Source organism: Lactiplantibacillus xiangfangensis, from assembly GCF_001438845.1.
Taxonomy (GTDB): Bacteria; Bacillota; Bacilli; order Lactobacillales; family Lactobacillaceae; genus Lactiplantibacillus; species Lactiplantibacillus xiangfangensis.
Map to the genome: position 1 here is coordinate 148,916 of NZ_JQCL01000057.1, position 13,035 is coordinate 161,950.

Consider the following 13,035-nt stretch of genomic DNA (forward strand, 5'->3'; position numbering starts at 1 on the left):
CTGCAATGAAATTATCACAACAAGTTATTTACCAGATTTACCCGAAGTCCTTTTATGATAGCGATGGGGATGGTGTCGGTGACCTGCGGGGCATTATCCAAAAAATTCCCTATCTGAAAAAATTGAATATCGACATGATTTGGTTCAACCCATTTTTTGTTTCACCACAAAATGATAATGGCTACGATATTGCTGATTACTACCGAATCGATCCGCAATTTGGGACCATGAGTGATTTTGAAGAATTGGTCGCCAAGCTAAAGGCGGTCCATATCGGCGTCATGCTTGATATGGTCTTCAACCATACTTCGACCCAGCATCCGTGGTTTCAACGCGCATTAGCGGGTGATAAGAAGTATCAAGCTTTCTACTATTTGCGCCCGGCAAAAGCGGACGGTAGTTTACCAACTAATTGGGAATCAAAGTTCGGGGGCTCAGCCTGGGCGCCGTTTGGGGAGACTGACTTGTACTATCTCCACTTATACGATGAAACGCAGGCGGATCTCGATTGGCATAACCCCGAAGTGCGGGCAGCCTGTGCCGCCGTGGTCAACTTCTGGCGTGACAAGGGTGTGACCGGGTTCCGGTTTGACGTCATCAACGTTACGGGAAAATCCGAACAGTTGGTAGACGCACCCGCGGGCGTAGCGTCCAAAACGCTATATACCGATACGCCAATCGTCCATGACTATTTGAAAGAACTCAATCGTACTAGTTACGGTCAGGATCCGGACAGTGTCACGGTGGGTGAAATGTCATCCACAACCATTCGCAACAGTGTTGGGTATACGAACCCCGCTAACCACGAACTGTCGATGGTCTTTAACTTCCATCACCTCAAGACCGATTACGTTGATGGTCGTAAGTGGTCGCGAATGGCCTTTGATTTCCCCCGGTTAAAACAGTTACTGGATGACTGGGCGACTGGGATGAACGCTGGTGGTGGCTGGCAAGCCTTATTCTGGAATAACCATGACCAACCGCGGGCCCTTAACCGCTTTGGGGATGCCGGTAAGTATCGCATTAAGTCGGCTGAGATGCTCGCCACGGTGATTCATTTGATGCGCGGGACGCCGTTTATTTACATGGGAGAAGAGATTGGGATGACTGATCCGGACTACCCATCGATGGCGGATTACGTGGATATCGAAGCGCTGAATGCTTATCGGGCCCTCATTCGTAGCGGGTATAGTCATGCGGATGCGTTTACCATTGTGAAGACTAAGGCCCGTGATAATTCACGGACACCGATGCAGTGGGATGCCAGTGCGACCGCGGGCTTTACGACTGGTCGGCCGTGGTTACGACCAACCAATCAGGATCAGATTAACGTGGCAGATGAATTGGCACACGGGGAACTCTTCAAGTATTACCAAACGTTAATTCGATTACGGAAGACGATGCCAATCATTGCGGATGGTGACTACCAGACGTGGCGCTTAGATGATGAGCATGTCTTTGGCTACTGGCGCACCCTGGGTTCCCAGCGCCTACTCGTTTTAAATAATTTTTATTCGAACGCAACAGTGGTTGCGCTACCGACTGAGATGGTTGATGCCCAAGTGGTGTTATCCAACTACGATAACGTGGATGTGCAGCCCAAGATGGTCTTGAAACCATATCAATCGATTATTTTGTCACAGGGTTAGGATTGGAGGAGAGTATTATGGCACACGCACAAACGGTTACAATTTTATCACCGGTTGCCGGTGAAGTAATTCCGTTAGCGGCTGTTAAAGATCCCGTCTTTTCTGCTGGAATGATGGGACTAGGATTTGGGGTTCAGCCGACTAGTGGCGACATCGTGGCGCCCGTTAGTGGGAAGGTCACAATGATCGCGGAAACGAAACACGCGTTGGGGTTTACGACGCCAGACAACAATTTGGAAGTTTTAGTTCACTTAGGCATTGATACGGTTGATTTAAAGGGGACGCCGTTCAAATTGACGGTGGCGGCTGGTGATGAAGTTAAGGCTGGCGACACCATCGCAACGATGGACCTCGCAATGATCGAAAAGGCTAACCGGCAGACGACAGTCGTCTTAGCCGTGACCAATTCGAGTGATAAGTTGGACGGCTTAGACGTGACGACTGGGACGCAGACCGCTGGCGCAGTCGTTGCGACGGGGCGGCTAAATGCGAATACGTTCAACGCGAAGCGTCAGGGACGCCTCCCTAAAGCTGGCAAGTATGATCAGTTAGCAGCTGACATCGTTGAAAATGTCGGTGGTGTGGAAAACATTAGTAGCTTGATTCATTGCATTACCCGGTTGCGGTTCTACTTAAAAGATGAGAGTAAAGCTAACGATGACGTGGTGGCCAACTTAAAGGGCGTCATTGACATTGCCAAAGCGGGCGGCCAATATCAAGTCGTGATTGGACCAGCCGTTACGGACGTTTATGACGCGGTAATTAAGTTAATTGGACCAGAATTTTCAAACGATTCTGAAACGGCCAAGGCCGTAGCCGAAACGAACGCGGCGGCCAACCGGCCAGATACTGCGTGGGGCCTAGTCAAATGGGGCTTCAGTAATTTGATTGGGGTCATCACGGGGTCCATGATTCCCGTCATCGGACTGTTAGCCGCTTCAGGGATTTTAAAGGGGATCTTGGCGTTACTGATTACCTTTAAGGTCGTTAGCACGACGGCCCCAACCTACGTCATTATTAGTGCGATGGGGGATTCCGTCTTCTACTTCCTACCAATCTTTGTTGGCTTCACAGCCGCTAAAAAACTCGGCTCCGATCCCGTTATCATGGGGATTATCGGTGGGGTTTTGACGTACCCATCGATTGTTGCGATTGCAACTAAGGGTAAAGTCGTCAGCACGTTATTTGGAATGGGTATCAACGCTAACTTCTTTGGGTTACCATTCCACGTGGCCTCATACACTTATTCAATCTTCCCAATGATTGCTGGTGCCTGGTTGGCTAGCAAGTTGGAACCATGGCTCAAGCGTGTGATCCCAACCGTATTACGGATGATTTTCGTGCCATTATTTGAAGTTGTCATCGTGTCAGGCGCTATTTTGATTTTCCTTGGCCCAGTTATCACGATCTTCTCGACCGGTTTAGCAAACTTAATTGTCACAGTCTACAACTTGAGTCCCGCTATTTCTGGATTGATCATCGGGGGCTTCTATCAAGTCTTGGTTATTTTCGGGTTACACTGGGCCGTTATTCCAATTGTGGCCAACGATATTGCGACCACGGGCCACAGTTATTTGAACGCCATTATTTCCGCAACGATGGTTGCTCAAGGTGGCGCGGTTATGGCGATTGCGCTGAAGTCTAAGTTAGCAAACATTCAAGAACTTGCATGGCCCGCAACGATCTCTGCATTTTGTGGGGTTACTGAACCCGCGATGTACGGGATTAACTTGAAGTACGGCCGCGCGTTCATCACAGCTAGCATCGGTTCCGCAGTCGGTGGGTTTTTAACTGGTTTGATGCGGGTTAATATGTGGGGCTTTACCGGTTCTTTGATTGGGGTCACCTCCTTTGTTAACCCTCAAAAGGGGATCGACTTTAGCTTTTACGGGTTCTTAATCGCGTCACTTGCAACGATTATCGTCTCCTTCACGTTAACCTGGATGTTTGGGTTTAAGGATGAAGACGCTGAAGCAGTCAAAACTGCACCGAAGAAGCGGCATCTAGGCCAAGTGGCTTAATCACTTACGATATAAATTGAATTCAAAAGGACCGTCACGCAAAATCCAAGCGGGTTTTGCATGACGGTCCTTTTGTAATGAATGTGCAAGCCATCTTGTTATGAACTGATTGCGGCTAAGCGCGCCTGTTGTCGAATTGCTTCGACGTAAATGCGGACGAAGTCGGTCCCGTAAGTCACGGCGAGCTGTTGTTCTAGGCTCGGGGTTGGGGGCAGTTCTTTAAGTAATGGTCGAATCCATTGATTGGTTGGCAATAAGCGGAGTAGCTGATGACTTGTAAACTGTGAAAATAGCAAATTACGACCAAAATACTTACCGACGCGTGCTTGAAAAACTGGCTGCTTAACTGGCACCAGTTGAAGACTACTGTTGTTCATATTACCTAGTAATAATTTGGCACTTGGAAAGTCGTCGTGTAAGTCTAAACGGTGGTTCTTATAAGCTTTAGCGATTACTGGTGATAACTGGACTAACCAGATTAACTGGTGTTGTTCTAAGTGCAAAATCAAACGTAAGGTGATGACATCGGTCGTACTAAGATGATAACTGTAACGTTGAAGCGTTTTGGCGGTTAACCGGTTGCGTAAAGTTTGTTGGACGGCAGCAAAGTTGCCAGCCTCCCAAGTCACGGTCAATTGATCGTGATTGGTCAGCCACAGTTTGTGGTCGGCAATTCGCAAAGTCAGAAAATTCGGTGTGAGACCGTACGGCTGGTCCAGCATGAGCAGCCAGTAGGAGCTGGCGCTGGAACGCGCAAAGTTGCGGGCTAAAACGTGGGCGTTAGTCGGTAGTGCCATTTGAACGGCGAGTTGAAGTCGTCGGCGGTCATCCGCGGCGCTAACAAATTGATGTGGATCATGTGTGATCCGACGTTTGGCCATGGGTATCCCCTCCTAACTGATAAAACACCTTAAGTATAGGTCAAATCACAGCGAACGACACGCCAAAGGTGTTTTTTGTTTAGGCTGTGATGAATCGTTCGAATTCGGCCCGTTCCAACTAAAAAATGGGCGTTATAATGGACGGCGAAAACGCCTGTTGCTTGAAAAATTATAGGGGGGCTTGTTAATGAGTTTATGGACGATTGAAGCGGACCAGCCAACAAGAGAATTGGCCTCGCAGTTGACGGTTAGCAACGGCCTAATTGGGGTCAAAGATTTAACGGAGATTCCCGGATTACGGCGGGGACCGCAAACCGATACCGTCGTTTATATCAACGGGTTTTATGATTATGAGCCCATTCATTATGGGGAGGCCCAATTTGGGTTTCCCCAACGCAACCAAATGATGGTGCCGTTACCGGCACCGACCCGGTTTGATTTATGGTTGGACGATGTACCAGTGGACCTTAACCAAGGAAAAGTTCTCGCGGAGCACTACCAGCTCTCAATGCGTACTGGCCAGTTTCAGCATACGCTGACCTGGGAAGAGCGGCGAACGGGGCATCAATTAGAGATTGTGCTGACCCGGTTAACGAGTTTGAAAACTGCGTCCTTGCTAACTCAACGAATTCAGGTCCGCGCTTTAAACTTTAAGGGTGGCCGGTTACGCGTTATTTCGGGGCTGCACGTCCACGGGATGGTTCAAACTAAGAAATTTGATCCCCGGTTAGCGGGGGTTGATATTTCCGATATTTTGGCGCACCAACAAGTGACGCCGCTTTCCGCGACGATGCGCGGGACGACTTTTACGGCTTCAAGTAGTGCGCGAAAGTTAAGTACGGTCACGCACTACGATCATCCCGGCCAGTGGCTGACCGATGGCAACTGGATGAGTCAGTTTGATTTAAAGCAAGCACCGGTTGCGATGACAAAAACGGTTTGGTATAAGCTGGGCCCCGTTGCTGTGGATGCAACGGTCAAACACGCATTAACCCGGTCGTTTACTGAGATAGCCGCAATGCAGCGCGCAGTCCTTGAGACTTTCTGGCAGACTAGCGATGTCGCCATTACCGGCGATGATGAGTCGCAACGCGGTATCCGCTTTTCACAATTTGGGTTGTTACAAGCGCTGGGCGTTCATGCGGGTCAGCAAGGGATTGCCGCTAAAGGACTCACGGGCAGTGGTTATAGTGGCCACTATTTCTGGGATACTGAAATCTACGAAGCGCCATTTTTCTACTGGAATCATCCTGAATTGGCTCGACGACTATTGATGGTCCGCTATCGTCAGTTGGCACACGCTGAAACTTATGCGCAGTCATTGGGACTTACAGGGGCGTTATTCCCATGGCGAACCATTAACGGGGAAGAATCATCCGCCTACTTTCCAGCTAGCACTGCCGCCATTCATATCGATGCGGACATCGCGTATTTGGTGATCCGATACTATCAAATTACGCACGATAATGACTTCATGGAAAAGTACGGGGCCGAACTGTTGTTAGCAACGTGCCGCTTTTACCTTGGATACGGAAATTTTGATCCGCGCAAAGGGTTCGTGTTGAACACCGTGACGGGTCCGGACGAGTACACGGCGTTGGTCAACAACAACGCCTATACGAATTACATGGTGCAATTTGAGATGCGGTATTTAACACAGCATTTTGCTAGAACTGACCTGCAACGTTTCCACGTGACGGTCACGGAATGGCGTGAGCTACAACGAGCAGCTGAGCAAATGTACTCTGAAACGCATGGTGACCTGATTGCGCAGGATGACAGCTTCCTGTCTAAGCGCAAAATTGATTTAAAGCAAATTCCACGTGACAACTTTCCGTTACTAACCCACTACCATCCGCTGGTGTTGTACCGGTTACAGGTCTTAAAGCAGGCTGACTTACTGTTAGCCATGGTGTTGTTGCCTGAACAGTTTACGACGGCACAGGTGCAGACTAACTATGATTACTACGAACCGATAACGACGCATGATTCGTCGTTATCGCCCGCCATTTACGCCATTGCGGCGGCCCGGTTAGGACAAGCGGCTGGTGCGATTAAGTTCTTTAAACGGACGGTCAATACGGACTTGCAAAACTTACAAGGTAACACGGCTGACGGACTGCACCTTGCTGCAATGGGGGGCAGCTGGATTACGTTTGCTTGGGGACTGATGGGATTAACGGTCGATGACCACCATGCTACGTTACAGCCAACCTTGCCGCAGGGGTGGACGCGGTGTACGTTTAATTTGCGTTACCGCGGTGAAGTTTATGCGATAACGGTGACACCTACGACCTTGAAGGTGACGGGTGGCACCAAGCAAAGTATTAAGATTGACCAAGAGCAGCGGTTGATTACGCTGACACCAGTCTCAAAGTAGCGACTGGATGTCACCGTTGCTATTAGTCCTAAACAGAATATCAACTAGTCCAAACACGATTTGTTTACGTCGTTTAGAAACCGTAAACTTAAAATGTAGGCAAAGCGAATATGACGTGATCAAGCTGAAAGAGTGAGGGCTAAAGATGAAACGAATTATTGTTGGGATTACGGGTGCGTCCGGGACGATTTATGCTGTTGATTTGTTGGAAAAATTACACCAATTACCCGACGTAGAAGTACACCTCGTGATGAGCACGTGGGCGAAGAAAAACTTGGCCCTGGAAACGGACTACGACTTAAAGCAGTTAACGGCACTGGCTGATAAGACGTACCATATCAATGATCAAGGTGCCACGATTGCCAGCGGGTCGTTTCTAAATGATGGGATGGTCATTGTGCCCGCTAGTATGAAGACGGTGGCGGGGATTGCGGCCGGCTACGGGGATGATCTGATCGCCCGCGCGGCGGACGTCACAATTAAAGAACAGCGTAAATTAGTCATTGTTCCACGTGAAACACCGTTGAGTGTGATTCATTTAGAGAACTTAACGCGCCTGGCTAAGGTGGGTGCGCAGATTGTACCACCAATTCCGGCATTTTATAATCATCCGCAGACGATTCAAGATTTGGTCAACCACCAAACGATGAAAATCTTAGACGCCTTTCACATTCATAACGAAACGGATCGTCGGTGGGAAGGGGACTAAAGATGCCAACGTTTAAGGCAGAACAAGCGGGGTACGCAATGACTGCGACGCTCCAACGAATTGGGTTTGACTTACTGATTGTCGTAACGGGTGGCACGAACCCGCACATCGGGGACGTGACTACGGTGACTGCTACGACCCCCGCGCAAACGGTCAAGTTTCCTAGCCATGACGGACGGTTCCATAAGGACAATTTTATTTCTGACCGGTTGGCAGTCCAGCTACAACCTTACCTATCGGGTAGTTGTACGATTACCGCGGGCATTCACGTCAATCAGATTACGAAGGCGCAGATTGCGGCGGCTGCGCCAATGACTGAGTCCCTTGGTCAACAAATTATTGATTGGTTGGCAGCACACCCGGTAAAAGCAGCGCGACCCGTTTATTATCAAAAGGATGAACAACCTAAATAAGCTTCTAAGCATAACCAAAAGGCGCCTCAGCGAAATTAAGCTGAAGCGCCTTTGTTAGGGTCTAAAGGTTAACGATAAAAAAATAGGATTCTTCATCGCTCCGCCGGACAGAACCAGTGGGCTGTGGGGTCGGCTACAGCCAAAGTACGGGCTTCCGCCTCGCTTGTAAGCCTTAAAGCCCAAGTCTTCCAAGACGCCCCGCCATGTCACCTGGCATAAATCGCCAGCCAACATGGCCGACACTGCCCACTGGTTCTGCCGGCTTCGCTAGGGTTGATTAAAAGCAAGCTAAATCAATTTTTATTTAACTAGAGGTCGACCATGATAAATCTGTCGTGGCGGGTGAAATCAGTGGCGACCGGAATAGCTTACAAACAGCCAATTTTGTTAGTCCAGCCATTGATACAACAGTAACTAATCCTTAAATTTAGGTTTTTAGTTAGGATTTAGAATCGCTAAAATGATAGCAAGTGCTCAATTTTGCCGGGCTTCTTTTTTAGCTTGTTCGACTAAAATGTTATCGACAATGTCTTGCAGGCTGGTTCGGGCCAACCGGGCCTCGGCCGCCATCTGTGCGTCTTGGTAGTACTGCTTCAAAACGGTTTGGATATTGCCACCAACGATGCACGCGGGATTGGTCTTGGGGTCGACTGCGAATAATGGCTTATCCCCCTCTACGGCGTAAAAGACGCTGAGTAGCGAAATGTCAGTGAGTGGCTTTGCCAAAGCTGGTTGGGCCGTCCCGGGCGTTGTGGTAATGAGACCCGCTTTGCGAAGCTTACTCATTAATCGCCGGACAACCACCGGACTCGTCTCAATACTGGCGGCGATGGCATCTGAAGTCAATTTCGTGTCAGCGTAGATTTTAAGGTAGGCTAACAAATGGATTGAATCACTAAACCGAGTAGAAACGCGCATTTTGATCACTTCCTGTAACTTTATTAATTACCGAGATTATAAACTATCGGGAGTATAAAAGCAATCATTGCTATTTTGTTCGGTATATATGTAACTTTTGATCGATAATAGTTGTTTCGGTTTGCCGAATCGTTTATGATGAGATTACCAAAAATTGAGCAGTCACTGCAAAAGGAGTCAAACCATGAGCGAAATTGAAACCATCCAGGCTTACTACGCGGCCTCATTGGGGAAGGATGGTCGAATCACGCGTACGCAGCGCCAAATTTTAGCTGCGGCGCTCGACTTGTTTTCGGAAAAGGGGTACGAAGAAGTCGGCACGCGCGAGATTGCTGAACGAGCCGGGGTTGCGGAAGGCACGCTTTTTCATAACTTTGTGAGTAAGAACGGGATTTTAGAGGCCATTATGCAGCCTATTGTCAAAAGTGTTTTACCAACCATGCTTAATACGTTAGACCAAGCCGTCTTAGATCAAAATAGCGATACTTTGGCCAGTTTCGTGGTGGCTTTGGTTCGGGATCGGGTGGTCTTTGTGATGCGTAACCAAGCGTCGCTAGCCGTGATTCTATCGCAGTTTTTTAATAATGCGGCGGATCGGGCAGCGGTACTCAGCATGGTTTCACCAACGATTTTAGAACAGGCTAATCAAGCCATGGATCGGCTTAAAGCGTCAGGGGAGTTGGTTGATTGGCCGAACCGAATTATTTTACAGCTTGTTTTTTCAACGATCGGTGGTTACGTCGTTGATCGGGTTCTCTATCCAGAAGCTAATCCAGTCAGCCCGCAGCAGGTGACGCAGTATCTCAGTGATTTCTTAGTCAACGGATTAAATCCGCGGCGAATCCCCTTACACGTTGATGAGACTAGTTTTTAGATGATTTAGGAATGCCAAAGAAATAATTGAAAACATTTGACTAATTTATTGATGATGATATACTACCAATTGGAATTAAAGTGAGCGCTCAATTTGAGCCGCACTGTTGAGGATCACACAGTAGTCCACAACCTGAATTCTAAACCAATAGAAGAGAGGGTTTCATAATGAAATCAGCAAAAACGAAGGACCACGCGACAATGGCTGCCAAGAAGTCAGAAAAGGCAGTTCACTCAACGGGTGCCGATAGTAAGAGCTTGGACGAAGTGAATGGGAGTGTCCGGGTACCAAAGGACGCCAATTTCTGGCGAACTTTGATTGCCTACACCGGACCGGGCGCTCTGGTAGCAGTCGGTTACATGGACCCAGGGAACTGGATCACGTCGATTGCTGGGGGTTCACAGTATAAGTACGCGTTGCTTTCCGTAATCTTACTTTCAAGTTTGATTGCGATGTTGCTACAAGCGATGGCAGCGCGTCTTGGGATTGTTACTGGGAAAGATTTAGCGCAACTCACACGTGAGCGAACTTCCAAATCTATGGGGATTTTCCTATGGATTGTCACGGAACTGGCCATTATTGCGACCGACATGGCCGAAATTATCGGTTCCGGGATCGCGCTCAAATTATTATTTGGTTTTCCACTGATCGTCGGTATTCTAATTACCACGGCCGACGTCTTACTCCTGTTACTATTAATGAAATTAGGCTTCCGTAAAATTGAAGCCATCGTGGCCACTCTGGTTGCAGTTATTTTATTCGTATTCATGTATGAAGTTATTATTTCACAACCAAACGTCCCGCAAATGCTAAAAGGGTACGTGCCAACAACGGAAATTGTCAGCAATTCTTCCATGTTGTACCTTGCGTTAGGGATTGTCGGTGCGACCGTTATGCCGCATAACTTGTATTTAGGGTCATCAATTTCTCAAACGCGTCAAGTTGATCGGAATGATGAAAAGGAAGTTGCCAAGGCCGTTAAGTTCACGACCATTGATTCTAACATCCAATTATCAGTTGCGTTCGTTGTTAACAGTTTGCTCCTGATTTTAGGTGCGGCACTGTTCTTTGGAACGAAGGGTGACTTAGGTCGTTTCGTTGACCTGTATAACGCGTTGGGCGACAGCAAGATCGTTGGGGCGATTGCGAGTCCCGTACTGAGCATGCTGTTTGCCGTTGCGTTACTTTCTTCCGGCCAAAGTTCAACCATTACCGGGACGCTTTCCGGGCAGATTATTATGGAAGGTTTTATCCGGTTACGGATGCCACTTTGGGCCCAACGGTTACTCACACGGTTGATTTCCGTTGCGCCAGTCCTAGCCTTTGCCATTTACTACCACGGTAATGAAGCTAAGATTGAAAGTTTACTAACGTTATCGCAAGTGTTCTTGAGTATTGCCTTACCGTTTGCCATGATTCCACTGGTTAAATTCACGAGTGATGCCAAACTGATGGGGAACTTCAAGAACCGGTTATGGGTCAAATGGACGGCGTGGGTAATTACCGCGATTCTAATTGTATTGAACGTCTGGTTGATTCTCCAAACCCTTCATTTAGTTTAAAAAATCGTTTTAAAAAGATAATGCGTACTTACCAGGTTAGCTTGGTAGGCACGCATTTTTTGTTGGGGTAAGGGTGAAAGGTGTTGCAGTAATGAGGTTGGCTAGACACGGGATAAGGCCGTTTTCTATATCATAGAGATCTGTCAGATGCGTTTGTGTCACGTGATGGCGGGCGCTAGCCAACAGTTCACGCTGGGTGAGTTGGATTTGATTGGCTGGGAGAATCAAGTCTGGTTGGCTCGCCCTAGTGATTGGAAGTGCGTTGTCGTGAACGAGGTAAGTGAACCTTGGTGCGGTATTTAAAATTAGCGTTAGCATACTGATCTCATGGGGATCGAGTTGGGCGGCTAGTTGTTCAGTTTGCAGGGGAGAATAGACCATCGCGGCGTAGGCTTGCGGGGTTAGCTTAGGCAAGTGGTGACTTGGCGGTGTCAGGGTCACCGTCAATCCGAGTTGCCAGCTGGCAAGCAGCAAAATGGGGATGGTCGCCACTTGGGTCGGGCTAATCAAGATCGTTTGCCCGGCGTTGACGTTTTGTTGCTTAAGGCTGGTTCGACAGAGGGTCAGGTCTTCAAGCAGGTCAGCGCCGGTGTATCGGCTCCCGTTAACATCCGTTAAAACGGGCGTCTGATAGTGTTGTTGTAATTGTTTTGTGATGAGTTGCGTTAATTGCCGCATGCCCGCACCTTCTTTCAAGCTACTTCGTGTACTTCATTTTATCTAAACTTTGGCTACTAGTGTCGACGGTTTCTAACATTTGCGATTGTAAAGTTTTGGTTGCTAGTTTAGTCGCACGAGGCGTAAGGTCATGGGCTGGCTTGTTGGCTGTCCCTAGTGCCAAATTGGTTTCGTGATCGACGTGGTTGACGAGGCTGGTCGTAGTGGGCGCGGGTGTGTTGACCGTGTTGGCAGAAGCGGTGGCGGTAGTAGCGAACAGGGTCCCGGCGGCCATTAAAGTAATCGTTAATTTTGTAAATAAATTTTTCATAATAATCAAACTCCTTTTTGACTGATGAATCGGGTGACTAGTTATTCAGCGGTTGGCATGAGCCAGTCGTTTGAAAGCAATTGGTGGAAATGTTTACCGAGCGGCACCCACAATTTCGATTTGTTGATATTGCGAAGCGTGTCCCAGAATAGCGGGTCCTGCATCTGGTCGTCACTGAGTTTGACCTTGACGTATTCGCCGTCTTCGGTTTTAGCAATGACGAGTGGGTACATCACTTTGATAATTTGTGCAGCGTTAATATTCTTAATTTTGGGGTCGGTATCTAATAACATAAGCAAAATCTCCTTGCCTGAAATGGCTTGATTGGTTTAATTGAATGACTATAGTTTACCGAGAATCCGGGGGACAAACTATCGAGTTTCAATAAGCTTTATCTAAGAAATTCTTAGACTTGTATTTATAAAATGGTTATTGGCGCGGTGACGCACTTTGAGGCTCGTTCCATTAGACCATAAAACAAGTCCCCCACAGGCAATTTTGCGTGTGGGGGACTTGTCGCTTCCGGCCGCCCATGATTTCACCTGCCGCGGCGACCGGACTAAGCCTGAGAAGCGGTCTTAGTACTCGCTTGCAAGCCGCAACCCCACGTCTCGCAAGACGTCGGTGGCGTAAACCGGAA

At 48.2% G+C, this 13,035-nt stretch carries 12 protein-coding genes; 7 read left to right on the plus strand and 5 right to left on the minus strand.

Translation table 11 applies throughout. The features are described 5' to 3' along the window. Positions 1-5: 5 nt before the first annotated feature. Together treC and IV64_RS06270 are read left to right on the plus strand one after the other, a co-directional pair. The gene (gene treC, locus IV64_RS06265) at positions 6-1,649 is read left to right on the plus strand and encodes an alpha,alpha-phosphotrehalase (RefSeq protein ID WP_057706281.1); all 1,644 of its coding nucleotides are present in this window, start codon (positions 6-8) and stop codon (positions 1,647-1,649) included. Positions 1,650-1,666: 17 nt separating this feature from the next. Beyond that, a complete protein-coding gene (locus IV64_RS06270; protein ID WP_057706283.1) occupies positions 1,667-3,670 on the plus strand; it encodes a PTS sugar transporter subunit IIABC in 2,004 nt (667 codons plus the stop codon). Between the two features lie 98 nt (positions 3,671-3,768). Here the strand turns inward: IV64_RS06270 and IV64_RS06275 are convergent, their stop codons facing one another. Further along, complete coding sequence (locus tag IV64_RS06275) at positions 3,769-4,551, minus strand: hypothetical protein (protein WP_057706286.1); 783 nt, start codon at positions 4,549-4,551, stop codon at positions 3,769-3,771. Positions 4,552-4,738: 187 nt separating this feature from the next. Here IV64_RS06275 and IV64_RS06280 point away from each other — a divergent pair, with 187 nt between their 5' ends. From IV64_RS06280 to lpdD, 3 genes are all read left to right on the plus strand, one after another. After that, the gene (locus tag IV64_RS06280) at positions 4,739-6,931 is read left to right on the plus strand and encodes a glycoside hydrolase family 65 protein (protein ID WP_057706288.1); all 2,193 of its coding nucleotides are present in this window, start codon (positions 4,739-4,741) and stop codon (positions 6,929-6,931) included. A gap of 145 nt (positions 6,932-7,076) precedes the next feature. Beyond that, entirely contained in the window at positions 7,077-7,640 is a 564-nt protein-coding gene (locus tag IV64_RS06285) for a UbiX family flavin prenyltransferase (protein WP_057706290.1), read from the plus strand. Positions 7,641-7,642: 2 nt separating this feature from the next. Continuing rightward, positions 7,643-8,053 (plus strand): prenylated flavin chaperone LpdD, encoded by a 411-nt coding sequence (lpdD, locus tag IV64_RS06290; RefSeq protein WP_057706292.1) that lies wholly within the window; start codon positions 7,643-7,645, stop codon positions 8,051-8,053. Positions 8,054-8,527: 474 nt separating this feature from the next. On the opposite strand, the gene IV64_RS06295 is transcribed toward lpdD, so the two are convergent. Then, positions 8,528-8,971 (minus strand): Rrf2 family transcriptional regulator, encoded by a 444-nt coding sequence (locus tag IV64_RS06295; protein ID WP_057706294.1) that lies wholly within the window; start codon positions 8,969-8,971, stop codon positions 8,528-8,530. A 184-nt stretch (positions 8,972-9,155) separates the two neighbouring features. Between IV64_RS06295 and IV64_RS06300 the strand changes: the two genes are divergently transcribed. Both IV64_RS06300 and IV64_RS06305 read left to right on the plus strand, forming a co-directional pair. Then, positions 9,156-9,845: a TetR/AcrR family transcriptional regulator gene (locus IV64_RS06300; protein ID WP_057706295.1), complete on the plus strand. Its 690-nt coding sequence runs from the start codon at positions 9,156-9,158 to the stop codon at positions 9,843-9,845. Between the two features lie 200 nt (positions 9,846-10,045). Beyond that, on the plus strand, positions 10,046-11,407 hold the full coding sequence (locus IV64_RS06305; RefSeq protein WP_057706597.1) for an Nramp family divalent metal transporter: 1,362 nt from the start codon (positions 10,046-10,048) through the stop codon (positions 11,405-11,407). A gap of 36 nt (positions 11,408-11,443) precedes the next feature. On the opposite strand, the gene IV64_RS06310 is transcribed toward IV64_RS06305, so the two are convergent. From IV64_RS06310 to IV64_RS06320, 3 genes are read right to left on the minus strand one after another with little or no spacing between them, the layout of a single operon-like run. Continuing rightward, positions 11,444-12,085: a hypothetical protein gene (locus tag IV64_RS06310; protein ID WP_057706297.1), complete on the minus strand. Its 642-nt coding sequence runs from the start codon at positions 12,083-12,085 to the stop codon at positions 11,444-11,446. Between the two features lie 19 nt (positions 12,086-12,104). Then, on the minus strand, positions 12,105-12,395 hold the full coding sequence (locus IV64_RS06315) for a hypothetical protein (protein WP_057706299.1): 291 nt from the start codon (positions 12,393-12,395) through the stop codon (positions 12,105-12,107). Positions 12,396-12,436: 41 nt separating this feature from the next. Further along, positions 12,437-12,688: a hypothetical protein gene (locus tag IV64_RS06320; protein WP_057706300.1), complete on the minus strand. Its 252-nt coding sequence runs from the start codon at positions 12,686-12,688 to the stop codon at positions 12,437-12,439. Positions 12,689-13,035: the final 347 nt, after the last annotated feature.